The organism is Klebsiella sp. R390, from assembly GCF_051131745.1.
Classification (GTDB): domain Bacteria; phylum Pseudomonadota; class Gammaproteobacteria; order Enterobacterales; family Enterobacteriaceae; genus Klebsiella.
The window spans coordinates 2,429,072-2,454,507 of sequence record NZ_CP180445.1 but is presented as its reverse complement, the minus strand read 5'-3'; the positions used below and the strand labels follow the sequence as shown (position 1 = coordinate 2,454,507).

At 53.3% G+C, this 25,436-nt stretch carries 20 protein-coding genes and 4 tRNA genes; 14 read left to right on the top strand and 10 right to left on the bottom strand.

The window, feature by feature from the left end:
• Positions 1-26: 26 nt before the first annotated feature.
• Positions 27-977 (bottom strand): type I pantothenate kinase, encoded by a 951-nt coding sequence (coaA, locus tag ACMYSP_RS11390; protein ID WP_434586850.1) that lies wholly within the window; start codon positions 975-977, stop codon positions 27-29.
• Positions 978-1,479: 502 nt separating this feature from the next.
• On the opposite strand from coaA, the gene ACMYSP_RS11385 reads away from it, so the two are divergent.
• The 14 genes from ACMYSP_RS11385 to dcuB all read left to right on the top strand — a co-directional run bounded on the left by ACMYSP_RS11385 (position 1,480) and on the right by dcuB (position 17,312).
• Positions 1,480-1,555, top strand: a tRNA-Thr gene (locus ACMYSP_RS11385).
• A gap of 10 nt (positions 1,556-1,565) precedes the next feature.
• Positions 1,566-1,650 (top strand) — tRNA-Tyr (locus ACMYSP_RS11380).
• 120 nt (positions 1,651-1,770) lie between these two features.
• Positions 1,771-1,845, top strand: a tRNA-Gly gene (locus ACMYSP_RS11375).
• 5 nt (positions 1,846-1,850) lie between these two features.
• Positions 1,851-1,926: transfer RNA gene (locus tag ACMYSP_RS11370), tRNA-Thr, on the top strand.
• 115 nt (positions 1,927-2,041) lie between these two features.
• Positions 2,042-3,226, top strand: a complete 1,185-nt coding sequence (gene tuf / locus ACMYSP_RS11365; protein WP_187042249.1) for an elongation factor Tu — start codon at positions 2,042-2,044, stop codon at positions 3,224-3,226.
• 229 nt (positions 3,227-3,455) lie between these two features.
• Positions 3,456-3,839 (top strand): preprotein translocase subunit SecE, encoded by a 384-nt coding sequence (secE, locus tag ACMYSP_RS11360; protein ID WP_123758148.1) that lies wholly within the window; start codon positions 3,456-3,458, stop codon positions 3,837-3,839.
• Position 3,840: 1 nt separating this feature from the next.
• Positions 3,841-4,386 (top strand): transcription termination/antitermination protein NusG, encoded by a 546-nt coding sequence (nusG, locus tag ACMYSP_RS11355; protein ID WP_002438628.1) that lies wholly within the window; start codon positions 3,841-3,843, stop codon positions 4,384-4,386.
• 156 nt (positions 4,387-4,542) lie between these two features.
• Positions 4,543-4,971, top strand: a complete 429-nt coding sequence (gene rplK / locus ACMYSP_RS11350; RefSeq protein WP_004097640.1) for a 50S ribosomal protein L11 — start codon at positions 4,543-4,545, stop codon at positions 4,969-4,971.
• Between the two features lie 3 nt (positions 4,972-4,974).
• Positions 4,975-5,679 carry a 50S ribosomal protein L1 gene (rplA, locus tag ACMYSP_RS11345; protein ID WP_123758149.1) on the top strand — a complete coding sequence of 235 codons (705 nt, stop codon included), beginning with the start codon at positions 4,975-4,977 and terminating at the stop codon, positions 5,677-5,679.
• A 299-nt stretch (positions 5,680-5,978) separates the two neighbouring features.
• Complete coding sequence (gene rplJ, locus ACMYSP_RS11340) at positions 5,979-6,476, top strand: 50S ribosomal protein L10 (protein WP_004097644.1); 498 nt, start codon at positions 5,979-5,981, stop codon at positions 6,474-6,476.
• Positions 6,477-6,542: 66 nt separating this feature from the next.
• Positions 6,543-6,908: a 50S ribosomal protein L7/L12 gene (gene rplL / locus ACMYSP_RS11335; protein WP_004118416.1), complete on the top strand. Its 366-nt coding sequence runs from the start codon at positions 6,543-6,545 to the stop codon at positions 6,906-6,908.
• A 320-nt stretch (positions 6,909-7,228) separates the two neighbouring features.
• Positions 7,229-11,257 (top strand): DNA-directed RNA polymerase subunit beta, encoded by a 4,029-nt coding sequence (gene rpoB, locus ACMYSP_RS11330; RefSeq protein WP_123758150.1) that lies wholly within the window; start codon positions 7,229-7,231, stop codon positions 11,255-11,257.
• Positions 11,258-11,333: 76 nt separating this feature from the next.
• Entirely contained in the window at positions 11,334-15,557 is a 4,224-nt protein-coding gene (gene rpoC, locus ACMYSP_RS11325; protein WP_123758151.1) for a DNA-directed RNA polymerase subunit beta', read from the top strand.
• A gap of 414 nt (positions 15,558-15,971) precedes the next feature.
• The gene (gene dcuB, locus ACMYSP_RS11320; protein WP_434586849.1) at positions 15,972-17,312 is read left to right on the top strand and encodes an anaerobic C4-dicarboxylate transporter DcuB; all 1,341 of its coding nucleotides are present in this window, start codon (positions 15,972-15,974) and stop codon (positions 17,310-17,312) included.
• A gap of 52 nt (positions 17,313-17,364) precedes the next feature.
• Here the strand turns inward: dcuB and ACMYSP_RS11315 are convergent, their stop codons facing one another.
• The 9 genes from ACMYSP_RS11315 to thiC all read right to left on the bottom strand — a co-directional run bounded on the left by ACMYSP_RS11315 (position 17,365) and on the right by thiC (position 25,388).
• Entirely contained in the window at positions 17,365-17,676 is a 312-nt protein-coding gene (locus ACMYSP_RS11315; RefSeq protein WP_123758153.1) for a PTS lactose/cellobiose transporter subunit IIA, read from the bottom strand.
• A gap of 3 nt (positions 17,677-17,679) precedes the next feature.
• A complete protein-coding gene (locus ACMYSP_RS11310; protein ID WP_434587068.1) occupies positions 17,680-17,940 on the bottom strand; it encodes a PTS sugar transporter subunit IIB in 261 nt (86 codons plus the stop codon).
• Between the two features lie 218 nt (positions 17,941-18,158).
• Positions 18,159-19,691 (bottom strand): sensor domain-containing diguanylate cyclase, encoded by a 1,533-nt coding sequence (locus tag ACMYSP_RS11305; protein ID WP_434586848.1) that lies wholly within the window; start codon positions 19,689-19,691, stop codon positions 18,159-18,161.
• Between the two features lie 323 nt (positions 19,692-20,014).
• Entirely contained in the window at positions 20,015-21,145 is a 1,131-nt protein-coding gene (gene thiH, locus ACMYSP_RS11300; protein ID WP_434586847.1) for a 2-iminoacetate synthase ThiH, read from the bottom strand.
• Positions 21,142-21,912 (bottom strand): thiazole synthase, encoded by a 771-nt coding sequence (thiG, locus tag ACMYSP_RS11295; RefSeq protein WP_434586846.1) that lies wholly within the window; start codon positions 21,910-21,912, stop codon positions 21,142-21,144. The genes thiH and thiG overlap by 4 nt, the downstream gene beginning before the upstream one ends.
• Before the next feature lies 1 nt (position 21,913).
• Positions 21,914-22,114: a sulfur carrier protein ThiS gene (gene thiS / locus ACMYSP_RS11290; RefSeq protein WP_434586845.1), complete on the bottom strand. Its 201-nt coding sequence runs from the start codon at positions 22,112-22,114 to the stop codon at positions 21,914-21,916.
• Positions 22,098-22,853, bottom strand: coding sequence for a HesA/MoeB/ThiF family protein (locus ACMYSP_RS11285; protein WP_434586844.1), 756 nt, complete (start codon positions 22,851-22,853; stop codon positions 22,098-22,100). The genes thiS and ACMYSP_RS11285 overlap by 17 nt, the downstream gene beginning before the upstream one ends.
• Positions 22,846-23,481: a thiamine phosphate synthase gene (gene thiE, locus ACMYSP_RS11280; protein WP_434586842.1), complete on the bottom strand. Its 636-nt coding sequence runs from the start codon at positions 23,479-23,481 to the stop codon at positions 22,846-22,848. Before thiE ends, ACMYSP_RS11285 begins: the two co-directional genes overlap by 8 nt.
• Complete coding sequence (gene thiC / locus ACMYSP_RS11275) at positions 23,481-25,388, bottom strand: phosphomethylpyrimidine synthase ThiC (RefSeq protein WP_434586841.1); 1,908 nt, start codon at positions 25,386-25,388, stop codon at positions 23,481-23,483. The genes thiE and thiC overlap by 1 nt, the downstream gene beginning before the upstream one ends.
• Positions 25,389-25,436 lie beyond the last annotated feature (48 nt).

Genomic DNA, 25,436 nt, shown 5'->3' with positions numbered 1-25,436 from the left:
GAGCTCCCTTTTTATTATGGTCATGATTATTTCCGCAACCGGACTTGCTCGACCGAATGATTCGCGCTTTTCGTCATGATTAGACTGGCGCGCTCTCGGGTTGGAAGTATATTTTCTTTAAGATTCAATAAATTAATCTCATTCCATAATGAGGTGGCGATATTCACAGCTTCATCTTTGGAAAGCTTCGCATAATTATGGAAATAAGAATCCGGGTCGGTGAAAGCCCCTTCACGGAATTTCAAGAAGCGGTTGATATACCATGTTTTCAACAGTTCTTCTGGTGCATCGACATATATAGAAAAATCAACGAAATCAGAAACGAATACATGATGCGGGTCATGGGGATAATCCATGCCACTTTGTAAGACATTCAACCCTTCAAGAATTAATATATCTGGTTGCGCCACTGTCTTATCACCATCCGGGATCACATCATAAATAAGATGCGAATAAACCGGGGCAGTAGCTGTCGGTAAGCCTGATTTCAAATCAGAAACAAATTTCACCAGCCGATGCATGTCATAAGATTGCGGGAAGCCTTTCTTCTTCATCAACCCGCGTTCTTTCAGCACGGCGTTGGGATGTAAGAAGCCATCAGTTGTAATCAATTCAACATGACGATGCTCAGGCCAGCGGCTAAGCAGCGCCTGTAATACACGTGCGGTCGTGCTTTTACCTACCGCAACGCTTCCGGCAATACTGATGATATACGGGATGCGCTGGCCATTAGTACCGAGGAATTGCTCCAGCACGGCCTGACGGCGCAGGTTGGAACTGATATAGAAATTAAGCAAACGCGACAGCGGCAAATAGATCTCTGCAACTTCTTCAAGGGAAAGATCTTCGTTGATGCCTTTTAACCGCGTGATTTCTTCCTCTGTCAGCGTCATCGGAACGGAATCACGAAGTGCAGCCCATTGGTTGCGGTTAAATTGTAGATAAGGTGTCATTAACGTCTGCTCTTTTTTGCTCATAAGCATGTTCTTAGCATCGCCAAATCAGAAGTTGCGAGGGATGCTTCACACAAGTTAATCAGGACAATGGGCAGGAGGGTAACACCAGATTGCGAGGAATAATAAGAAAAAAACTTATCGAATGATGCTTTCTAATGCAGACATCACAAGAGCGGGGTTTGTTGGTCATTATGTGTCACTTGCGTGCGGCAACCTGGTCACATCATGGCAGAAAGCGTATATGGATGATGGTTCGAGGAGGCACTGGTCAGCATATAAGGAGGTTTTGGCTGTCGGGAGACGGAAAGAAATGCCAGAGTCTGGCCTGGAAATACCTTTCCTGACATAAATAGTGAGGATGAGCGGACGTTTTAATGAGAAATAATGCCGGTTTTTTGTACGTCATTGATTGAAATTACACCGTTTTCCCATGTTTGAGCACAAAATATGAGCGATGGAACATTTTATGCAATTTTTTAGTTGCATGAATGCGTATGTCTCCCTAAAATGCGCGCTACTTGATGCCGACTTAGCTCAGTAGGTAGAGCAACTGACTTGTAATCAGTAGGTCACCAGTTCGATTCCGGTAGTCGGCACCATCAAGTGCCTGGTGGGGTTCCCGAGCGGCCAAAGGGAGCAGACTGTAAATCTGCCGTCATCGACTTCGAAGGTTCGAATCCTTCCCCCACCACCATCTTTCGGCAACGCTTTGCGGAGCCAGAGTTGCTTGGTTAAACTAAACAACTCAAACAAAAAAAAGAGAGAACTCTCTTTTTTTTGTTATAGAAAGAACTGGGTAGCCGAGTTTCAGGATGCGGGCATCGTATAATGGCTATTACCTCAGCCTTCCAAGCTGATGATGCGGGTTCGATTCCCGCTGCCCGCTCCAGACGTGCTGATATGGCTCAGTTGGTAGAGCGCACCCTTGGTAAGGGTGAGGTCCCCAGTTCGACTCTGGGTATCAGCACCACTTCTTTATCTCTCCTTCCCTGTTTCTCTCTGTTTATTGCATTCAACAAGTCGGGCATGTTGCCCGGTTGATGTGGTGATATCACCGATTTATCCGTGTCTTAGAGGGACAATCGATGTCTAAAGAAAAGTTTGAACGTACAAAACCGCACGTTAACGTCGGTACTATCGGCCACGTTGACCATGGTAAAACAACGCTGACTGCTGCAATCACTACCGTTCTGGCTAAAACCTACGGTGGTTCTGCTCGTGCATTCGACCAGATCGATAACGCACCAGAAGAAAAAGCTCGTGGTATCACCATCAACACTTCCCACGTTGAATATGACACCCCGACTCGCCACTACGCACACGTAGACTGCCCGGGCCACGCCGACTATGTTAAAAACATGATCACCGGTGCTGCGCAGATGGACGGCGCGATCCTGGTTGTTGCTGCGACTGACGGCCCGATGCCGCAGACTCGTGAGCACATCCTGCTGGGTCGTCAGGTAGGCGTTCCTTACATCATCGTGTTCCTGAACAAATGCGACATGGTTGATGACGAAGAGCTGCTGGAACTGGTTGAGATGGAAGTGCGTGAGCTGCTGTCTCAGTACGACTTCCCGGGCGACGACACTCCGATCATCCGTGGTTCTGCTCTGAAAGCGCTGGAAGGCGACGCAGAGTGGGAAGCTAAGATCGTTGAGCTGGCTGGCTACCTGGATTCTTACATCCCGGAACCAGAGCGTGCGATTGACAAGCCGTTCCTGCTGCCGATCGAAGACGTATTCTCTATCTCTGGCCGTGGTACTGTTGTTACCGGTCGTGTAGAGCGCGGTATCGTTAAAGTTGGCGAAGAAGTTGAAATCGTTGGTATCAAAGAGACTGCTAAGTCTACCTGTACTGGCGTTGAAATGTTCCGCAAACTGCTGGACGAAGGCCGTGCTGGTGAGAACGTTGGTGTTCTGCTGCGTGGTATCAAACGTGAAGAAATCGAACGTGGTCAGGTACTGGCTAAGCCGGGTTCTATCAAGCCGCACACCAAATTCGAATCTGAAGTGTACATCCTGTCCAAAGATGAAGGCGGCCGTCATACTCCGTTCTTCAAAGGCTACCGTCCGCAGTTCTACTTCCGTACAACTGACGTGACTGGTACCATCGAACTGCCGGAAGGCGTAGAGATGGTCATGCCGGGCGACAACATCAAAATGGTTGTTACCCTGATTCACCCGATCGCGATGGACGATGGTCTGCGTTTCGCAATCCGTGAAGGCGGCCGTACCGTTGGCGCTGGCGTGGTAGCAAAAGTTCTCGGCTAATCGCTGATAACATTTGACGCAATGCGCAATAAAAGGGCATCATTTGATGCCCTTTTTGTACGCTTTCGAACCAGAACCTGGCTCATCAGTGATTTTTTTTGCCATAATCATTGCTGAGACAGGCTCTGTAGAGGGCGTTGAGTCCGAAACGCAACAGAGCATTTCGGTTTGGTTGCCTCGCTCTCGCGGGGCAAAATTATTTGTCTGAATTCTTGTGACAGGTTGGTTTATGAGTGCGAATACCGAAGCTCAAGGGAGCGGGCGCGGCCTGGAAACGATGAAGTGGCTGATCGTTGCTGCGCTGCTGATTGTGGCCATCGTAGGCAACTTCCTTTATCGTGACATTATGCTAGCACTGCGTGCGCTGGCCGTAGTGGTTCTGATCGCTGCTGCCGGTGGCGTCGCGCTGTTAACCACAAAAGGTAAGGCGACCGTGGCGTTTGCCCGTGAAGCGAGAACCGAAGTCCGCAAGGTTATCTGGCCAACTCGCCAGGAAACGCTGCACACCACGCTGATTGTTGCTGCGGTTACTGCGGTAATGTCACTGATCCTGTGGGGGCTGGATGGTATTCTGGTTCGCCTGGTATCCTTTATCACTGGCCTGAGGTTCTGAGATGTCTGAAGCTCCTAAAAAACGTTGGTACGTCGTTCAGGCGTTTTCCGGTTTTGAAGGTCGCGTAGCTACCTCGTTGCGTGAACATATCAAATTACACAATATGGAAGAGTTGTTTGGCGAAGTCATGGTGCCGACCGAAGAAGTGGTCGAGATCCGTGGTGGCCAGCGCCGTAAAAGCGAGCGCAAATTCTTCCCGGGTTATGTTCTGGTCCAGATGGTCATGAACGATGCAAGCTGGCACCTGGTGCGCAGCGTGCCACGCGTGATGGGCTTTATCGGCGGTACTTCTGACCGTCCGGCACCGATCAGCGATAAAGAAGTTGACGCTATCATGAACCGCCTGCAGCAGGTTGGCGATAAGCCGCGTCCTAAAACGCTGTTCGAGCCGGGTGAAATGGTTCGTGTTAGCGATGGTCCGTTCGCTGACTTTAACGGTGTCGTTGAAGAAGTTGACTACGAGAAGTCGCGCCTGAAGGTTTCTGTATCTATCTTTGGCCGTGCAACTCCGGTCGAACTGGACTTTGCTCAGGTAGAGAAAGCCTAACCGGCGATCAAAAAAGCAGCGATTTAATCGTTGCATGAGGCGCGAAATTGACATACAATTTCGCGCCTTTTGTTTTTATGGGTCATGCGTTCATAAAACGATATTGATAACGGGGAGCCTTTTATGAAGGCGTTATACCCAAACGAGGAAATTTAAATGGCTAAGAAAGTACAAGCCTACGTCAAGCTGCAGGTTGCAGCTGGTATGGCAAACCCGAGCCCGCCGGTTGGTCCAGCACTGGGTCAGCAGGGTGTGAACATCATGGAATTCTGTAAAGCGTTCAACGCCAAAACTGAATCCCTGGAAAAAGGTCTGCCGATCCCGGTTGTTATTACCGTTTACGCTGACCGTTCCTTTACCTTTGTTACCAAGACCCCGCCGGCTGCTGTTCTGCTGAAGAAAGCTGCAGGCATCAAGTCTGGTTCCGGTAAGCCGAACAAAGATAAAGTTGGTAAAATTTCCCGCGCTCAGCTGCAGGAAATCGCGCAGACCAAAGCTGCCGACATGACTGGTTCCGACATTGAAGCGATGACTCGCTCCATCGAAGGTACTGCACGTTCCATGGGCCTGGTAGTGGAGGACTAAGAAATGGCTAAACTGACCAAGCGTATGCGCGTGATCCGTGACAAAGTTGATGCAACTAAACAGTACGACATCAACGAAGCTATTGCTCTGCTGAAAGAGCTGGCCACTGCTAAATTTACTGAAAGCGTAGACGTTGCTGTTAACCTCGGCATCGACGCTCGTAAATCTGACCAGAACGTCCGTGGCGCGACTGTACTGCCGCACGGTACTGGCCGTTCCGTTCGCGTAGCCGTATTTGCCCAGGGCCCGAACGCTGAAGCTGCTAAAGCTGCAGGCGCCGAGCTGGTAGGTATGGAAGATCTGGCTGACCAGATCAAAAAAGGCGAAATGAACTTTGACGTTGTTATTGCTTCCCCGGATGCAATGCGCGTTGTTGGCCAGCTGGGCCAGGTTCTGGGTCCGCGTGGCCTGATGCCTAACCCGAAAGTTGGTACTGTAACTCCGAACGTTGCTGAAGCAGTTAAGAATGCTAAAGCAGGTCAGGTTCGTTATCGTAACGACAAAAACGGCATCATCCACACCACCATTGGTAAAGTGGACTTTGACGCTGACAAACTGAAAGAAAACCTGGAATCCCTGCTGGTTGCGCTGAAAAAAGCAAAACCGACTCAGGCGAAAGGCGTGTACATCAAGAAAGTCAGCCTCTCCACCACCATGGGTGCTGGTGTTGCCGTTGATCAGGCTGGTCTGAGCGCGTCTGCGAACTAAGATTAGCTTTACGTGGGTGGTGGTTTTGTCTACAATACTACCCCCATGTTTCTGCTAACTTCGGTTAGACAGAGAAAAACAGATTTGTTCGTTGGAGCCTGGCCTATCCAGGCCTCCGTCGAAGACCGCAGGTGTTTCATCAGAAACTTAATCCCCTGCGTAGACGGTGACAGAACGCTAAGATTATTTTTGGATACTCTGGCTTGTTTCTGCTCACCGTATTAAGACGCTCTACTCGTTGAGTAGGGTGAAGTGAGTTCCAGAGCATGAGCTCTGGCAAACATCCAGGAGCAAAGCTAATGGCTTTAAATCTTCAAGACAAACAAGCGATTGTTGCTGAAGTCAGCGAAGTAGCCAAAGGCGCGCTGTCTGCAGTAGTTGCGGATTCCCGCGGCGTAACTGTAGATAAAATGACTGAACTGCGTAAAGCAGGTCGTGAAGCTGGCGTTTACATGCGTGTTGTTCGTAACACCCTGCTGCGCCGCGTCGTTGAAGGTACTCCGTTCGAGTGCCTGAAAGACACGTTTGTTGGTCCGACCCTGATTGCATACTCTATGGAACACCCGGGCGCTGCTGCTCGTCTGTTCAAAGAGTTCGCGAAAGCGAATGCAAAATTTGAGGTCAAAGCCGCAGCCTTTGAAGGTGAGCTGATCCCGGCGTCGCAAATCGACCGCCTGGCAACTCTGCCGACCTACGAAGAAGCAATTGCACGCCTGATGGCAACCATGAAAGAAGCTTCGGCTGGCAAACTGGTTCGCACTCTGGCTGCTGTACGCGATGCGAAAGAAGCTGCTTAATCGCAGTTATCTTTATAAAACGCTCGCTTACGTATAAACTTATTCTGATATTCAGGAACAATTTAAATGTCTATCACTAAAGATCAAATCATTGAAGCAGTATCCGCTATGTCCGTAATGGACGTTGTTGAGCTGATCTCTGCAATGGAAGAAAAATTCGGTGTTTCCGCTGCTGCTGCTGTAGCTGTAGCTGCTGGCCCGGCTGAAGCTGCTGAAGAAAAAACTGAATTCGACGTAATTCTGAAAGCTGCTGGCGCTAACAAAGTTGCTGTAATCAAAGCAGTACGTAGCGCAACTGGCCTGGGTCTGAAAGAAGCTAAAGACCTGGTAGAATCTGCACCTGCTGCCCTGAAAGAAGGCATCAGCAAAGATGACGCAGAAGCACTGAAAAAATCTCTGGAAGAAGCTGGCGCTGAAGTTGAAGTTAAATAAGCCAACCTTTCCGGTTGCAGCTTGAGTAATCAGGCTGATGGCTGGTGACTATTTAGTCACCAGCCTTTTTGCGCTGTAAGGCGCCAGTAGCATTTCACACTGTTTGACTGCTGGTTGTCCTGACAATGCATGTTTCTATCGACGACTTAATATACTGCGACAGGGTGCTCGCTCTGTGTAAATCGCGACGAAATGGTTTAAGCGTGATAGCAACAGGTATTGCGGAAAGTGTTCCATTTTCCGGTCCACAAAATAGTGTTGCATAAAAAACTGCCTTTTTGAGGCAGACGGGTCGACTTGTCAGCGAGCTGAGGAACCCTATGGTTTACTCCTATACCGAGAAAAAACGTATTCGTAAGGATTTTGGTAAACGTCCACAAGTTCTGGACATACCTTATCTCCTTTCTATCCAGCTTGATTCGTTCCAGAAGTTTATCGAGCAAGATCCTGAAGGGCAATATGGTCTGGAAGCAGCCTTCCGTTCCGTGTTCCCGATTAAAAGCTACAGCGGTAATTCCGAGCTGCAATACGTCAGCTACCGTCTGGGCGAACCTGTTTTTGATGTTAAAGAATGTCAGATCCGTGGCGTGACCTATTCGGCACCGCTGCGCGTAAAACTGCGTCTGGTGATCTACGAGCGTGAAGCGCCGGAAGGCACCGTTAAAGACATTAAAGAACAAGAAGTCTACATGGGCGAAATTCCGCTCATGACCGACAACGGTACCTTTGTTATCAACGGTACTGAGCGTGTTATCGTTTCTCAGCTGCACCGTAGCCCGGGCGTCTTCTTTGACAGTGACAAAGGTAAGACCCACTCTTCCGGTAAGGTCCTGTACAACGCACGTATCATCCCTTACCGCGGTTCCTGGCTGGACTTCGAATTCGATCCGAAAGACAACCTGTTTGTCCGTATCGACCGTCGTCGTAAGCTGCCGGCGACTATCATCCTGCGCGCGCTGAATTACACCACTGAGCAGATCCTTGACCTGTTCTTCGAAAAAGTGGTCTTTGAAATTCGCGACAACAAGCTGCAGATGGAGCTGATTCCGGAGCGTCTGCGTGGTGAAACGGCGTCCTTCGACATCGAAGCCAACGGTAAAGTCTACGTTGAGAAAGCTCGTCGTATTACCGCTCGCCATATCCGTCAGCTGGAAAAAGACGATATCAAGCATATCGAAGTTCCGGTTGAATATATCGCGGGTAAAGTTGCTGCTAAAGATTATGTCGATACAGCGACTGGCGAACTGATCTGCCCGGCGAACATGGAGCTGAGCCTGGACCTGCTGGCCAAACTGAGCCAGTCCGGTCATAAGCGCATCGAAACTCTGTTCACCAACGATCTCGATCACGGTGCGTACATGTCTGAGACTGTACGTGTCGACCCGACCAACGATCGTCTGAGCGCACTGGTAGAAATCTACCGTATGATGCGCCCGGGTGAGCCGCCGACTCGTGAAGCGGCTGAAAGCCTGTTTGAGAACCTGTTCTTCTCCGAAGACCGCTACGATCTGTCAGCGGTTGGTCGTATGAAGTTCAACCGTTCCCTGCTGCGTGACGAAATCGAAGGTTCCGGTATCCTGAGCAAAGACGACATCATCGAAGTGATGAAGAAGCTCATCGATATCCGTAACGGTAAAGGCGAAGTCGATGATATCGACCACCTCGGCAACCGTCGTATCCGTTCCGTTGGCGAAATGGCGGAGAACCAGTTCCGCGTTGGCCTCGTACGTGTTGAGCGTGCGGTGAAAGAGCGTCTGTCTCTGGGCGATCTGGATACCCTGATGCCTCAGGATATGATCAACGCCAAGCCGATTTCTGCAGCAGTGAAAGAGTTCTTTGGTTCCAGCCAGCTGTCCCAGTTTATGGACCAGAACAACCCGCTGTCTGAGATTACGCACAAACGTCGTATCTCCGCACTGGGCCCAGGCGGTCTGACCCGTGAACGTGCAGGCTTTGAAGTTCGAGACGTACACCCGACTCACTACGGTCGCGTGTGCCCAATCGAAACGCCTGAAGGTCCGAACATCGGTCTGATCAACTCCCTGTCGGTCTATGCACAGACGAACGAATATGGCTTCCTCGAGACGCCGTACCGTAAAGTCACCGACGGTGTTGTTACCGACGAAATTCACTACCTGTCTGCTATTGAAGAAGGCAACTACGTTATCGCTCAGGCGAACTCCAACCTGGATGACGAAGGCCACTTTGTAGAAGACCTGGTAACCTGCCGTAGCAAAGGCGAATCGAGCCTCTTCAGCCGTGACCAGGTTGACTACATGGACGTTTCCACCCAGCAGGTGGTTTCCGTCGGTGCGTCCCTGATCCCGTTCCTGGAACACGATGACGCCAACCGTGCATTGATGGGTGCGAACATGCAACGTCAGGCGGTTCCGACTCTGCGTGCTGATAAGCCGCTGGTTGGTACCGGTATGGAACGTGCTGTAGCCGTTGACTCCGGTGTTACTGCGGTAGCTAAACGTGGCGGTCTGGTTCAGTACGTGGATGCTTCTCGTATCGTTATCAAAGTTAACGAAGACGAGATGTACCCGGGCGAAGCAGGTATCGACATCTATAACCTGACCAAGTACACCCGTTCTAACCAGAACACCTGCATCAACCAGATGCCGTGTGTCTCTCTGGGTGAGCCAATTGAGCGCGGCGACGTACTGGCTGACGGCCCGTCCACCGACCTCGGTGAACTGGCGCTCGGTCAGAACATGCGTGTAGCGTTCATGCCGTGGAACGGTTACAACTTCGAAGACTCCATCCTCGTCTCCGAGCGTGTGGTTCAGGAAGATCGTTTCACCACAATTCATATCCAGGAACTGGCATGTGTGTCCCGTGACACCAAGCTGGGGCCGGAAGAGATCACCGCTGACATCCCGAACGTGGGTGAAGCTGCGCTCTCCAAACTGGACGAATCCGGTATCGTTTACATCGGTGCAGAAGTGACCGGCGGCGACATTCTGGTTGGTAAGGTGACCCCGAAAGGTGAAACCCAGCTGACGCCAGAAGAGAAACTGCTGCGTGCGATCTTCGGCGAGAAAGCGTCTGATGTTAAAGACTCTTCTCTGCGTGTACCAAACGGTGTTTCCGGTACTGTTATCGACGTTCAGGTCTTTACCCGCGATGGCGTAGAAAAAGACAAACGTGCGCTGGAAATCGAAGAAATGCAGCTGAAGCAGGCCAAGAAAGACCTGTCTGAAGAACTGCAGATCCTCGAAGCTGGCCTGTTCGGTCGTATCTACGCGGTGCTGGTTGCCGGTGGTGTTGAAGCTGAGAAGCTCGACAAGCTGCCGCGCGATCGCTGGCTGGAACTGGGCCTGACCGACGAAGAGAAACAAAATCAGCTGGAACAGCTGGCTGAGCAGTACGACGAACTGAAGCACGAGTTCGAGAAAAAACTCGAAGCGAAACGCCGTAAAATCACTCAGGGCGACGATCTGGCACCGGGCGTGCTGAAGATTGTTAAAGTGTATCTGGCCGTTAAACGTCAGATTCAGCCTGGTGATAAAATGGCAGGTCGTCACGGTAACAAGGGTGTTATCTCTAAGATCAACCCGATCGAAGATATGCCGCACGATGCGAACGGTACGCCGGTCGATATCGTACTGAACCCGCTGGGCGTACCGTCTCGTATGAACATCGGTCAGATCCTGGAAACTCACCTGGGTATGGCTGCGAAAGGTATCGGCGAGAAAATCAACGCCATGCTCAAGCAGCAGCAGGAAGTTGCCAAGCTGCGTGAATTCATCCAGAAAGCGTATGACCTGGGTACCGACGTTCGTCAGAAAGTCGACCTGAATACCTTCACTGATGATGAAGTACTGCGTCTGGCTGAGAACCTGAAAAAAGGTATGCCGATCGCAACGCCGGTCTTCGACGGTGCGAAAGAAGCTGAAATTAAAGAGCTGCTGCAACTCGGCGGTCTGCCATCTTCTGGCCAGATCACCCTGTTCGACGGCCGTACCGGTGAGCAGTTTGAGCGTCAGGTAACCGTAGGTTACATGTACATGCTGAAACTGAACCACCTGGTCGACGATAAGATGCACGCTCGTTCCACCGGTTCTTACAGCCTGGTTACTCAGCAGCCGCTGGGTGGTAAGGCACAGTTCGGTGGTCAGCGCTTCGGTGAGATGGAAGTATGGGCGCTGGAAGCTTACGGCGCAGCTTACACCCTGCAGGAAATGCTCACCGTTAAGTCTGATGACGTGAACGGTCGTACCAAGATGTATAAAAACATCGTGGACGGCAACCATCAGATGGAACCAGGCATGCCAGAGTCCTTCAACGTACTGTTGAAAGAGATTCGTTCGCTGGGTATCAACATCGAACTGGAAGACGAGTAACTCTCGCTCAAACAGGTCACTGGTGCCGGGGTAATACCCGGCGCCAGATTGTGCTAACTCCGACGGGAGCAAATCCGTGAAAGACTTATTAAAGTTTCTGAAAGCGCAAACTAAAACCGAAGAGTTTGATGCGATCAAAATTGCTCTGGCATCGCCAGACATGATCCGTTCATGGTCTTTTGGTGAAGTTAAAAAGCCGGAAACCATTAACTACCGTACGTTCAAACCAGAACGTGACGGCCTTTTCTGTGCGCGTATTTTCGGGCCAGTAAAAGACTACGAGTGCCTGTGCGGTAAGTACAAGCGCCTGAAACACCGTGGTGTGATTTGCGAGAAGTGCGGCGTTGAAGTGACCCAGACTAAAGTGCGTCGTGAGCGCATGGGCCACATCGAACTGGCGTCTCCGACTGCCCACATTTGGTTCCTGAAGTCGCTGCCGTCCCGTATCGGCCTGCTGCTGGATATGCCGCTGCGTGATATCGAACGTGTTCTGTACTTCGAATCTTATGTGGTTATCGAAGGCGGCATGACCAACCTGGAACGTAACCAGATCCTGACTGAAGAGCAGTATCTGGATGCGCTGGAAGAGTTCGGTGACGAATTCGACGCGAAGATGGGTGCGGAAGCTATCCAGGCCCTGCTGAAGAGCATGGATCTGGAGCAAGAGTGTGAAACTCTGCGCGAAGAGCTGAACGAAACCAACTCTGAAACCAAGCGTAAAAAGCTGACCAAGCGCATTAAGCTGCTGGAAGCATTCGTTCAGTCTGGCAACAAGCCGGAGTGGATGATCCTGACCGTTCTGCCGGTTCTGCCGCCAGATCTGCGTCCGCTGGTTCCGCTGGATGGTGGTCGTTTCGCGACTTCTGACCTGAACGATCTGTATCGTCGCGTCATTAACCGTAACAACCGTCTGAAACGTCTGCTGGATCTGGCTGCGCCGGATATCATCGTACGCAACGAAAAACGTATGCTGCAGGAAGCGGTCGACGCCCTGCTGGATAACGGTCGTCGCGGTCGTGCGATCACCGGTTCTAACAAACGTCCTCTGAAATCTTTGGCCGATATGATCAAAGGTAAACAGGGTCGTTTCCGTCAGAACCTGCTCGGTAAGCGTGTTGACTACTCCGGTCGTTCTGTTATCACCGTAGGTCCATACCTGCGTCTGCATCAGTGCGGTCTGCCGAAGAAAATGGCACTGGAGCTGTTCAAACCGTTCATTTACGGCAAGCTGGAACTGCGTGGCCTGGCCACCACCATCAAAGCCGCGAAGAAAATGGTTGAGCGTGAAGAAGCTGTCGTCTGGGATATCCTGGATGAAGTTATCCGCGAACACCCGGTACTGCTGAACCGTGCACCAACTCTGCACCGTCTGGGTATCCAGGCGTTTGAACCGGTACTGATCGAAGGTAAAGCTATCCAGCTGCACCCGCTGGTTTGTGCGGCATATAACGCCGACTTCGATGGTGACCAGATGGCTGTTCACGTACCGCTGACGCTGGAAGCCCAGCTGGAAGCGCGTGCGCTGATGATGTCTACCAACAACATCCTGTCCCCGGCGAACGGCGAACCTATCATCGTTCCGTCTCAGGACGTTGTATTGGGTCTGTACTACATGACCCGTGACTGTGTTAACGCCAAAGGCGAAGGCATGGTGCTGACTGGCCCGAAAGAAGCTGAGCGTATTTATCGCGCTGGCCTGGCCTCTCTGCATGCGCGCGTTAAAGTGCGTATCACCGAATACGAAAAAGACGAAAATGGCCAGTTTGTTGCGAAAACCAGCCTGAAAGACACGACCGTTGGCCGTGCCATTCTGTGGATGATCGTACCGAAAGGTCTGCCGTTCACTATCGTGAACCAGGCGCTGGGTAAGAAAGCCATCTCTAAGATGCTGAATACCTGCTACCGTATTCTGGGCCTGAAACCGACCGTTATTTTTGCGGACCAGACGATGTACACCGGCTTTGCTTATGCAGCGCGTTCAGGTGCATCCGTTGGTATCGATGACATGGTCATCCCGGAGAAAAAACACGAGATCATCTCTGAGGCGGAAGCCGAAGTTGCTGAGATCCAGGAACAGTTCCAGTCCGGTCTGGTTACCGCTGGCGAACGCTACAACAAAGTTATCGATATCTGGGCTGCGGCGAACGATCGTGTATCCAAAGCGATGATGGATAACCTGCAAACCGAAACCGTTATTAACCGTGACGGCGTCGAAGAGCAGCAGGTTTCCTTCAACAGCATCTACATGATGGCCGACTCCGGTGCGCGTGGTTCTGCGGCACAGATTCGTCAGCTGGCTGGTATGCGTGGTCTGATGGCGAAGCCGGATGGCTCCATCATCGAAACGCCGATCACCGCGAACTTCCGTGAAGGTCTGAACGTACTCCAGTACTTCATCTCCACGCACGGTGCTCGTAAAGGTCTGGCGGATACCGCACTGAAAACAGCGAACTCCGGTTACCTGACTCGTCGTCTGGTTGACGTTGCCCAGGATCTGGTTGTTACTGAAGACGACTGTGGCACCCTGGAAGGCATCACTATGACCCCGGTTATCGAGGGTGGTGATGTTAAAGAGCCGCTGCGCGATCGCGTACTGGGTCGTGTAACTGCTGAAGACGTTCTGAAGCCGGGTACTGCGGATATTCTGGTTCCACGCAACACGCTGCTGCACGAGCACTGGTGTGACCTGCTGGAAGAAAACTCCGTTGACTCCGTCAAAGTACGTTCTGTCGTATCCTGTGACACCGACTTTGGTGTATGTGCGCACTGCTACGGTCGTGACCTGGCGCGTGGCCACATCATCAACAAAGGTGAGGCTATCGGCGTTATCGCGGCACAGTCCATCGGTGAGCCGGGTACCCAGTTGACGATGCGTACGTTCCACATCGGTGGTGCGGCATCTCGTGCGGCTGCTGAATCCAGCATTCAGGTGAAAAACAAAGGTAGCATCCGTCTTAGCAATGCTAAATCGGTTGTGAACTCTGCCGGCAAGCTGGTAGTGACCTCGCGTAACACCGAACTGAAACTGATCGACGAATTCGGCCGTACCAAAGAGAGCTATAAAGTACCTTACGGTGCTGTAATGGCGAAAGGCGATGGTGAGCAGGTTGCTGGCGGTGAAACCGTTGCAAACTGGGATCCGCATACCATGCCGGTTATCTCTGAAGTTAGCGGTTTCATTCGCTTCACCGACATGATCGACGGTCAGACCATTACCCGTCAGACCGACGAATTAACCGGTCTGTCATCCCTGGTTGTTCTGGATTCTGCAGAACGTACCGCGGGCGGTAAAGATCTGCGTCCGGCGCTGAAAATTGTTGATGCTAACGGTAACGACGTTCTGATCCCAGGCACCGATATGTCTGCTCAGTACTTCCTGCCGGGTAAAGCGATTGTGCAGCTGGAAGACGGCACTCAGATTCACTCAGGTGACGCCCTGGCGCGTATTCCTCAGGAATCCAGTGGTACCAAAGATATCACCGGTGGTCTGCCGCGCGTTGCTGACCTGTTCGAAGCGCGTCGTCCGAAAGAGCCTGCGATCCTTGCTGAAATCAGCGGTATCATCTCCTTCGGTAAAGAGACCAAAGGTAAACGTCGTCTGGTTATCACTCCGTTAGACGGTAGCGATCCGTACGAAGAGATGATTCCGAAGTGGCGTCAGCTGAACGTGTTCGAAGGTGAACGTGTAGAACGTGGTGATGTGGTTTCCGACGGTCCGGAAGCGCCGCACGACATTCTGCGTCTTCGTGGTGTACACGCGGTAACGCGTTATATCACCAACGAAGTACAGGACGTTTACCGTCTGCAAGGCGTTAAGATTAACGATAAGCACATCGAAGTTATCGTTCGTCAGATGCTGCGTAAAGCGACCATCGAGAGCGCTGGTAGCTCCGACTTCCTGGAAGGCGAGCAGGTTGAATACTCCCGCGTCAAGATTGCGAACCGCGATCTGGAAGCGAACGGCAAAGTGGCGGCGACCTTCTCCCGCGACCTGCTGGGTATCACCAAAGCGTCTCTGGCAACCGAGTCGTTCATCTCTGCCGCATCGTTCCAGGAGACCACGCGTGTCCTGACCGAAGCAGCCGTTGCGGGTAAACGCGACGAACTGCGTGGCCTGAAAGAGAACGTTATCGTGGGTCGTCTGATCCCGGCTGGTACCGGTTATGCGTACCATCAGGATCGTATGCGCCGTCGTGCCGCGGGCGAACAGCCGGCAGCACCGCAGGTAAGCGTTGAAGAAGCTTCTGCCAACCTGGCAGAACTGCTGAACGCAGGTCTGGGCGGTTCCGACAACGATTAATCGTTGACGCTTCGCGTAAAAGCCAGTCAGGAGACCTGACTGGCTTTTTTATTATCTCCGATTGCTGCCGGGCTAATCCTTACCTTATATTCCCCATAATGAATTACATTCCATTAATGTTTTCCCCTCAATTAAGCAGCAAACAAGCCATATAAACAAAGCGCCTTCTCTTTTTCTTAATACCCATACAAATTGATGGGTAAAAATTCTACACGTATCAAAAAATCGTCAAATCAAAGGCGATATAGTCAAAAAGTCCAATTAATCATGTGATTACTTTTTTATGTCTTCAGTTTCTTGAAACCGGAGAGGGTGTCTTATATCTGCAAAACAGACCTGCGACAGGGGAGTGGGTTAACAGAACGACAGCGGTCGCTGCATTTTTGAGTTTAATAGACTGAGTCTGGGGGATGCATGGAATTCGCAATACAACTCGTCATTATTTTAATATGCCTGTTTTATGGTGCCAGGAAGGGCGGTATCGCGCTTGGTCTGCTGGGCGGTATCGGGCTGGTGATTTTAGTCTTTGTCTTTCATCTTCAGCCGGGTAAGCCGCCGGTTGATGTGATGTTGGTGATTATTGCGGTGGTGGCTGCTTCGGCAACGTTGCAGGCATCTGGTGGATTAGATGTGATGCTGCAGATTGCGGAGAAGCTTCTGCGGCGTAACCCCAAATATGTTTCGATTGTGGCTCCCTTTGTCACCTGCACCCTGACCATTCTTTGTGGCACCGGACACGTGGTCTATACGATCCTGCCGATTATTTACGACGTCGCTATCAAGAACAATATACGCCCCGAACGACCGATGGCGGCAAGTTCGATCGGCGCACAGATGGGGATTATTGCCAGCCCGGTGTCGGTTGCTGTGGTGTCGCTGGTGGCGATGTTGGGGAATTTCACCTTTAACGGTAAACATCTCGAATTCCTCGATCTGTTAGCGATCACCATTCCGTCGACGCTGCTGGGTATTCTGGCGATCGGTATTTTTAGCTGGTTTCGTGGTAAGGATTTGGACAAGGACGAAGAGTTCCAGGCCTTTATCTCGACGCCAGAAAACCGCCACTACGTTTACGGTGACACGGCCACGCTGCTCGACCGGAAACTGCCAGCCAGCAACTGGGTTGCCATGTGGATCTTCCTGGCATCCATTGCCGTGGTGGCGGTACTGGGAGCCTTCTCTGAGCTGCGCCCGGCATTCGACGGTAAGCCACTCTCGATGGTGCTGGTGATCCAGATGTTCATGCTGCTCTCTGGCGCGCTGATCATCATTATCACCAAAACCAACCCGGCTGCGATTTCTAAGAATGAGGTTTTCCGTTCGGGGATGATCGCGATTGTGGCTGTGTACGGCATTGCCTGGATGGCAGAAACCATGTTCGGCGCGCACATGAGCGAGATTAAAGGCGTGCTGGGCGAAATGGTGCAGGAGTATCCCTGGGCTTACGCCATCGTCCTGCTGCTGGTGTCCAAATTTGTGAATTCCCAGGCCGCTGCGTTGGCGGCGATTGTGCCTGTAGCGCTGGCGATTGGCGTCGACCCGGCCTATATCGTGGCCTCCGCACCCGCCTGCTATGGCTATTACATTCTGCCGACCTACCCAAGCGACCTGGCGGCGATTCAGTTTGACCGTTCGGGCACCACCCATATCGGCCGTTTCGTGATTAACCATAGCTTTATACTGCCGGGGTTGATCGGCGTCAGCGTGTCGTGTGTGTTTGGCTGGATATTTGCCGCGCTGTACGGCTTTCTGTAATAAAAAAGCAGGTGCCTCTTCAGGCACCTGCTTTTGATAGACGTGGTTTTATTTACTGTGCCGTGCGGCGATACAGCTCAATCATATCGGTGGCCAGATCCTGAATGACCATCGCATTCATCAGATGATCCTGGGAGTGAACCGTAATCAGGTTGACCGGGAGTTTGCCGGTGCCTTCATCAAGGCCGATGAGCTGAGTCTGGATTTTATGTGCGTGCTTCACAAACTCATGTGATTCGGCCATCGCCTGCTCGGAGGCGGCAAAATCACCTTTGCGTGCCAGCTGCAGGGCGGTTAATGCGCAGCTGCGTGCAGAACCGGCGTTGACCAACAGCTCCATGATGGTTGTTTCTAAATCTTCCATGGTTTACTCCATCAACTTCAGGGCTTTATCAAGAACGGCATCACCTTTCATCATGCCGTAATCCATCATATCGATAACCGCGACTTTCTTACCGAGCGGGTCGGCCATCGCCTGCAGTTTTGCCTGCTCATACTTCACCTGCGGACCCAGCAGAATGATGTCCGCTGCGGCGAGGTTATCTTTAAACTCGGCGACCGGTACGGCTTTAATCGAGACTTCAATACCCTTCTTCTGCGCAGCGTCTTGCATGCGTTGAACCAGCATGCTGGTGGACATGCCGGCGGCGCAACATAACACGATATTCTTCATAATGGATGGCCCTTATGTTCCCTTGATGCATCATCTTTATCGCGGGGAGAGGGGCACGACAACCGCTTTACCGCGATTGTGTGTAAGGCATCACAAAATAATGAAACCGGTTTCAATTTTGCCCGTGAATGAATAAAAAAACCGCTGAAATGGGCTTTTCGGGGTCATCAGCGTTAAACCCGTACGATGCAGTTTTTGCCCTGTTGTTTCGCTTTATACAACGCCTCATCCACGGCCACGACCAGTTTATCCAGCGGCTCCATGTTCCATTCTCCCAGCCCGGCGCTAAAGGTCACCGTCAACCCGTCTTCACGCCAGGTTCGCTGCGCAATCTTCACGCGCCAGCTGTCGAGAAGGGTATGGGCATTCGCGAGATGTTGCTGCGTGAAAATCACGGCAAACTCTTCTCCGCCATAGCGGTAGAGTGAAATCTGTTTGGGTTGCAGGAGCTGCAGCCCTTCGCGAGCAACGTTACGCAAAACAATGTCGCCGTTGAGGTGACCCCAGGTGTCATTAATAGATTTAAAGTTATCGATATCTACCAGAGCCAGCGCGAAGGGGTGATGATCGTTCATCAGCGCGGCGACATCGCTGTCAAAGGCACGGCGGTTTTTACAGCCCGTCAGCGCGTCAATCGTTGCCTGACGCACATAGGTAAGCTCGCGCTGCTTATTACTTTCGATGGCTTTACTCAACATGGCTTCGAGCCGCGGTGCGCGGTTAACATCCCCGGTTTTTATTGCGTTGATGATGTTCATTAACACCGTGCGCGAAGCATGCCGCAGATAGAGGCCGAACAGAACGATCACAATGGCGGAGAGCGCAAAGCCCCAGAGAACAATAGTGGTTTCGTGGCGCGACATATCAACCAGCGTGGTGTTGGCAACGCGGTAAATGACGAACCAGTCGGGATTCGTAAAAGAGTAATAGTAATACCAGGTGTCTGAGGCTTCGTCATAGAGCTGGCCTTCAGCGCTGGTCATTTTGTCCATCAAGTTTTCGCTGACATAGGGTTTAAAAAGCACGCCAGGGTCAGGATGAATAACGATTTTACCGTCACGTTGCACCACAAAAAATTCCCCCTGCATCGGGGCTGCCATCTGGCGCAGGGCATAGCCCATTGAGGTCAGATCCAGGTGAAAAGCAAGTGTGCCTTTGAGGCGACCTTCGGGTGAGATAACGGGTCTGTAAAGCGTGATGGTCGGGTGATGGGTAAAGTAATCGAGATAAGTTGAGGTATAAAGACTGAACGTACTGGCTTCGGCTTGCTTGATAAACCATGGCCTGGACTGGGGCGTAAAGGTTTGGCTCTCTTTTCCTGGTAGGACCTCCGGTGCCCGCAGATAGTGTCCCTGGGTATCTGCCAGTGAAATTGAGGAGACGCTGGGCATCAGTTCCTGGAGCTGCATTAAGTCCCGCAATCCTTTTTGAGGGTCAACGTTAACGGACTGATTTAACTGGTCATAGTTAGCAAAGAATTTCGTGGCGCGCCCGAGAATATAATCATTTCCACGCAGCAGCGATTCCGTGTAATTCACCGCGAGGTTATAGGTGAAATTACGATTAACGGAGTGATACTCCTCAATCAAATTCTTTTTTTGCGCCAGGGTAACAAACACCGCGATCAGCAAAAAACTGAGGAGAATACCCGCGAATCCAAGCAGAATGGGCATAGTGAAAGACAGTTTTCTGTTGTGACGTGCCATGTGTCGTAAATCGTTCCTGAAGATATAACCGTGGGTTAAAGCGCAGGTTTAGCCGTAATGCCTGGCGAGCGAACAAGATAACTCCTTGTCAATTATAACCATGACGCCGGGGATGATGTGATTTATCTTCGGCCACAATACCCGTGCAATGACGGCCAGCGCGGCGATGAGCAGGGCGAAAATGAGGAAGAGAAGATGTTCGCCCTGGTCAGCGTCCGCTGCTGACCGGACAAGAATAGGAAAACGGCCGCGCCGCGGCCATCATCCATTTTTCGTATTGGGTAAAGCGACGTAAAATATTTCGTCGCTTACTTTGTTTTTCATCACGGCTGCGAGGCGCGTCCCAACCAGCTATCCCAGTCTTTCCACACCGGCTGTAACCCGCGCGATACCAGAGCGTCGGCGACCTCTTCAGGACGGCGGCCATCGTGAGGCGCAAATTGCTCGAGTTCCGGATGGTTGTCGGCATACCCACCGGGCTGGGTTTTTGAAAACGCACTGACGTTGTTAATGGCCAGCGGGATCACCTGGTCACGGAATGCCGGGGATTCACGCGTGGAGAGCGACAGTTCGACGTCCGGTGCCAGCAGGCGGAAGGCGCAAATGGTCTGCACCAGCTGACGCTCGTCCATCAGCGATGCGGGTTCAACGCCACCGGCACAAGGGCGTAGCCGAGGGAATGAAATCGAATAGCGGCTGCGCCAGTAATGCTGCTGCAGCCACAGCAAATGCTCCGCCACCATATAGCAATCCACGCGCCAGCTGTCTGAAAGACCGATTAATGCCCCGAGACCGATCTTATCGATCCCCGCCTGGCCCAGACGATCCGGTGTTTCCAGACGCCAGAAGAAGTCCTGCTTGTTGCCTTTCAGATGGTGCTGCGCGTACATGCTTTCGTGGTAGGTCTCCTGATAGACCATCACGCCGTCCAGCCCGAGCGTTTTTAGCTCCGCGTACTCTTCCATGGCCAGCGGCTGCACTTCCATCTGCAGCGAGGCGAACTGGCTGCGGATCGCCGGCAGGTGGCGACGAAAATAGTCCATACCGACTTTGCTCTGGTGCTCGCCGGTTACCAGCAGCAGATGCTCAAAGCCCATCGCGCGAATGGCCGTGCATTCACGGGCGATCTCGGCTTCATCTAATGTTTTACGTTTAATACGGTTGCTCATCGAGAAACCGCAGTAGGTACAGTCATTGGCGCACAGGTTAGAGAGATACAGCGGCACGTAAAAGCTGACGGTATTGCCAAAACGCTGGCGGGTCAGCCGCTGCGCCCGCTGCGCCAGAGGCTCCAGATAGCCTGCGGCGGCAGGGGAGAGCAGGGCCATCATATCGTCACGACTGAGCTGTTTCGCTGCTATCGCGCGTTCGACATCGGCCGGTGTTTTACTGTTGATGCGCAGGCGGATGTCATCCCACTCCAGTTGTTTCCAGCGTTCGGTAAAGGTGCTCATACCAGCGTCTCCAGAAAACCGGTCAGCGGGCTGGTGGCCTGTGCCAGGGCGCTACGCGAACCTGGACCTGCCTGGCGAGCCAGCACGCCTGCCTCGACCGCCAGGCGGAAAGCCCGCGCCATGGTCACCGGGTCGTCGGCCACGGCAATGGCGGTGTTGACCAGCACGGCATCCGCACCCATTTCAAGGGCCTGCGCGGCATGGCTGGGGACGCCAATCCCGGCATCCACCACCACCGGCACCGTGGCCTGCTCGATAATAATTTCCAGCATCGCCCGCGTTTCCAGGCCCTGATTTGAGCCAATCGGCGCGCCCAGCGGCATCACTGCGGCACAGCCGACCTCCTCCAGCCGTTTACACAGCACCGGGTCGGCGCCGCAATAAGGCAGCACCACAAAACCTTCCCGTACCAGCACTTCCGCCGCCTTCAGGGTTTCAATCGGGTCCGGCAGCAGCCAACGTGCGTCTGGATGGATTTCGAGCTTCAGCCAGTGGGTCCCTAGCGCTTCCCGGGCCAGTCGGGCGGCGAAGACGGCTTCCTCCGCCGTTTTTGCCCCTGAGGTATTCGGCAACAGGCTGACGCCGGCGGCCAGTAATGGAGCGAGAATAGCGTCATTATGCTGGCGCAGATCGACGCGTTTTAGCGCCAGCGTGACCAACTGGCTGCCCGAGGTGCGAATAGCCTCGACCATGACTTCCGGCGCAGAGAATTTTCCGGTTCCGGTAAAAAGATGAGATTCAAACGTTTTGTCTGCGATACGTAACATGTCAGCCTCCGGCGATGACCTGAAAAAGCAGGACCCGATCGCCTTCCTGCAGAAGATGATGTTCCCACCGCTCGCGCGGCAGGACCTGTTGATTGAGCGCCAGCGCGATACCCGCCTGCTGCTGTTCTAACTGAAGAAGCAAGGCGGCGACGGTGGTGGCGTCGATGCACTGCATGGGTTGATCGTTAAACCAAATCTGCATGCTGCCCTCCACAGACCGGGCAACTCTGCGCGCGTTGGAGCGTCAGGCTGCGCCAGTGGCTGGTTCGTGCGTCGAATAACCGCAAGGTGTTGCGCGGCGTCGCCATACCGGAAAGCAAGGTGATAGCCTCCAGTGCCTGAAGGGTGCCCATCAAGCCGACTACCGGCCCGATAATCCCCGCCGTACGGCAGTTACGTTCCGGTTCGCTGCTATCCGGCCACAGGCAGCGGTAGCAACCCTGAGCCCACGGCGGTGTCAGCACCATCAGTTGACCACCCAGCCCAACGGCGCTGGCGGTGATCAGCGGAGTCGCCTGCGCGACACAGGCAGCGTTGATAGCCTGGCGGGTTGCCATGTTATCGGTACAGTCCAGTACCACATCCGCTTTGGCGACCTCCTGGCGCAAGGTTTCGCCGGCCAGACGTTGCTGCAAGGTGACGATCTCAACTTGTGGATTCAGCCGGGTCAGCCGCTGCCGGGCGGCGGTCGTTTTCGGGCGGGAAATATCATCGCTGGTGAAGAGAATTTGCCGCTGTAGGTTACTGACGTGTACATCATCATCGTCCGCGATAACCAGCGTGCCAATGCCCGCCCCGGCCAGATACAGGGCGGCGGGCGAACCCAGTCCACCGAGCCCGACGATCAGCACCCGGCTGGCCAGCAGCGTCTGTTGACCTTCAATCGCAATATCTTCCAGCATCAGCTGGCGGCTGTAGCGCATAAAATCGCTGTCATTCATCGCCTGCTCCCGCCATGTCCAGCAGCTGCGCAGTGGCCTGCTGCCAGTCCGCCGCCTGGGTAATGGCGCTGACCACCGCGATGCTGCCGACGCCGGTTTCCAGTACCTGTGGCGCCCGTTCCAGGCTAATACCGCCGATCGCGACCGTCGGGTAATCTGCCAGCCGCTGGATATGGCGGGCGAGTTGCTCCAGACCCTGCGGGGCGGAGGGCATCTGTTTGGTTTGCGTGGGAAAAACGTGGCCCAGGGCGATATAAGAAGGACGTGCTGCCAGCGCAACGTCGATTTCCATATCGTCATGGGTCGACACGCCGAGACGCAGGCCAACCTGGCGAATGGCGTTCAGGTCCGTTGTCTCCAGGTCCTCTTGTCCTAAATGCACGCCGTAGGCCTGATGTTTTACCGCCAGCTGCCAGTAATCATTGATAAACAGCCGGGCATGGTATTGACGACCGAGCGCGATCGCGGCGATGACATCGGCTTCAACTTCGCTATCGCGCTTATCTTTAATGCGTAGCTGAAGGGTACGCACACCAGCGCGTAGCAGGCGTTCGATCCAGACCACGCTATCGACGACCGGGTAGAGGCCTAACCGGAACGGAACGGACGGAAAATCGGGTTGATACATCAGGCTTGCTCCTTACGTAAATAGATTTCACCGCCGCGAGCGCGGAAGTCCTGCGACTTATCGGCCATTCCGCTTTCGATGTTCTGGCGGGCGGCATAGTCCCGCACTTCCTGGGTGATTTTCATTGAACAGAATTTGGGCCCGCACATAGAGCAGAAATGGGCGACTTTACCGGATTCCTGCGGTAGCGTTTCGTCGTGATAGGCGCGGGCGGTGAACGGATCGAGGGCGAGGTTGAACTGGTCTTCCCAGCGGAATTCAAAACGGGCTTTGGACATGGCGTTATCACGGATCTGCGCGCCGGGATGGCCTTTCGCCAGATCCGCAGCGTGGGCCGCAATTTTGTAGGTGATCAGCCCCTGTTTCACATCTTCTTTATTCGGCAGGCCGAGGTGCTCTTTCGGCGTGACGTAGCAGAGCATGGCACAGCCGAACCAGCCGATCATCGCCGCGCCGATGCCGGAGGTGAAGTGGTCATAGCCCGGAGCGATATCGGTTGTCAGCGGCCCCAGCGTATAGAACGGCGCTTCATGGCAGTGCTCGAGTTCCTCGGTCATATTGCGGCGGATCATCTGCATTGGCACGTGGCCCGGGCCTTCAATCATCACCTGCACATCATACTCCCAGGCGATTTTGGTCAGCTCACCCAGGGTGTGCAGTTCGGCAAACTGCGCTTCATCGTTGGCGTCCTGAATCGAGCCGGGGCGCAGGCCGTCGCCGAGGGAAAGGGAGACATCATAGGCGGCGCAAATCTCACAAATCTCGCGGAAATGCTGGTAGAGGAAGTTTTCCTGATGATGCGAGAGGCACCATTTGGCCATGATAGAGCCGCCGCGGGAGACAATGCCGGTCAGGCGTCTGGCGGTCATCGGCACATAGCGCAGCAGGACGCCGGCATGGATCGTGAAATAGTCGACGCCCTGTTCCGCCTGCTCCAGCAGGGTATCGCGAAAGGCTTCCCAGGTGAGGTTCTCGGCGATCCCGTTGACCTTCTCCAGCGCCTGGTAAATCGGCACGGTGCCGATGGGAACCGGGCTGTTACGCAGGATCCATTCGCGAGTCTCGTGAATATACCGCCCGGTAGACAAATCCATCACCGTATCGGCGCCCCAGCGCGTTGACCACACCAGTTTTTCCACCTCTTCTTCGATGGAGGAAGTCACCGCCGAGTTGCCGATGTTGGCGTTGACCTTCACCAGGAAGTTGCGGCCGATAATCATCGGCTCAGATTCCGGGTGGTTGATGTTGGCAGGGATGATGGCCCGTCCGGCAGCGACCTCATCGCGGACGAATTCTGCAGTGATATTGTCCGGCAGTCGGGCGCCGAAACTTTCCCCCGGATGCTGGTGGCGCAATACCTCCCCGCGAATGCGCTCCCGGCCCATGTTTTCACGGATAGCGATGAACGCCATTTCAGGCGTCACGATCCCCTGACGGGCATAGTGGAGTTGGGTGACGCATTTGCCAGGTTTCGCGCGCCGTGGCGTCAGTTGGCCACGAAAACGCAGCGTATCAAGATCGTCATCGGCGAGACGCGCTTTGGTATACAGGGAGCTACGTTCCTGCAGCGGTTCGCTGTCATCGCGTGCATCAATCCACGGCTGGCGCAGCGTTGACAGGCCCTGGCGCACATCGATCGCCACGTCGGGGTCGCCATAAGGGCCGGAGGTGTCGTACACCGGGATCGCTTCGTTTTGTTCGTACTGCGGCTGGGCTTTATCACCACCAATCAAGGTGGGACTAAGCTGGATTTCCCGCATCGGCACGCGGATATCCGCCTGCTGGCCCTGAATGTAGATGCGTTGCGAGCGGGGAAAGGCGGTCCCTTCCAGGGTATGGATAAAATGCTGGGCGCGTTCGCGCTGTTCCCGACGGGTGAGTTTTGGTTCAGACTTTGTTGCAGACATAGCGCATTCCAGATGAAAAAGGACATGGCTTGTCAGACGACGGATGGA

What these genes read in the sequence shown, in the direction of transcription:
- ACMYSP_RS11285 (WP_434586844.1), bottom strand. Translation starts at nt 22,853, where the DNA reads ATGAATGACAGCGATTTTATGCGCTACAGCCGCCAGCTGATGCTGGAA.
- ACMYSP_RS11315 (WP_123758153.1), bottom strand. Translation starts at nt 17,676, where the DNA reads ATGGAAGATTTAGAAACAACCATCATGGAGCTGTTGGTCAACGCCGGT.
- coaA (WP_434586850.1), bottom strand. Translation starts at nt 977, where the DNA reads ATGAGCAAAAAAGAGCAGACGTTAATGACACCTTATCTACAATTTAAC.
- rplA (WP_123758149.1), top strand. Translation starts at nt 4,975, where the DNA reads ATGGCTAAACTGACCAAGCGTATGCGCGTGATCCGTGACAAAGTTGAT.
- rplJ (WP_004097644.1), top strand. Translation starts at nt 5,979, where the DNA reads ATGGCTTTAAATCTTCAAGACAAACAAGCGATTGTTGCTGAAGTCAGC.
- thiE (WP_434586842.1), bottom strand. Translation starts at nt 23,481, where the DNA reads ATGTATCAACCCGATTTTCCGTCCGTTCCGTTCCGGTTAGGCCTCTAC.
- ACMYSP_RS11305 (WP_434586848.1), bottom strand. Translation starts at nt 19,691, where the DNA reads ATGGCACGTCACAACAGAAAACTGTCTTTCACTATGCCCATTCTGCTT.
- dcuB (WP_434586849.1), top strand. Translation starts at nt 15,972, where the DNA reads ATGGAATTCGCAATACAACTCGTCATTATTTTAATATGCCTGTTTTAT.
- thiH (WP_434586847.1), bottom strand. Translation starts at nt 21,145, where the DNA reads ATGAGCACCTTTACCGAACGCTGGAAACAACTGGAGTGGGATGACATC.
- tuf (WP_187042249.1), top strand. Translation starts at nt 2,042, where the DNA reads ATGTCTAAAGAAAAGTTTGAACGTACAAAACCGCACGTTAACGTCGGT.
- rplK (WP_004097640.1), top strand. Translation starts at nt 4,543, where the DNA reads ATGGCTAAGAAAGTACAAGCCTACGTCAAGCTGCAGGTTGCAGCTGGT.
- ACMYSP_RS11310 (WP_434587068.1), bottom strand. Translation starts at nt 17,940, where the DNA reads ATGCTGGTTCAACGCATGCAAGACGCTGCGCAGAAGAAGGGTATTGAA.
- rplL (WP_004118416.1), top strand. Translation starts at nt 6,543, where the DNA reads ATGTCTATCACTAAAGATCAAATCATTGAAGCAGTATCCGCTATGTCC.
- secE (WP_123758148.1), top strand. Translation starts at nt 3,456, where the DNA reads ATGAGTGCGAATACCGAAGCTCAAGGGAGCGGGCGCGGCCTGGAAACG.
- thiG (WP_434586846.1), bottom strand. Translation starts at nt 21,912, where the DNA reads ATGTTACGTATCGCAGACAAAACGTTTGAATCTCATCTTTTTACCGGA.
- nusG (WP_002438628.1), top strand. Translation starts at nt 3,841, where the DNA reads ATGTCTGAAGCTCCTAAAAAACGTTGGTACGTCGTTCAGGCGTTTTCC.
- rpoB (WP_123758150.1), top strand. Translation starts at nt 7,229, where the DNA reads ATGGTTTACTCCTATACCGAGAAAAAACGTATTCGTAAGGATTTTGGT.
- thiS (WP_434586845.1), bottom strand. Translation starts at nt 22,114, where the DNA reads ATGCAGATTTGGTTTAACGATCAACCCATGCAGTGCATCGACGCCACC.
- thiC (WP_434586841.1), bottom strand. Translation starts at nt 25,388, where the DNA reads ATGTCTGCAACAAAGTCTGAACCAAAACTCACCCGTCGGGAACAGCGC.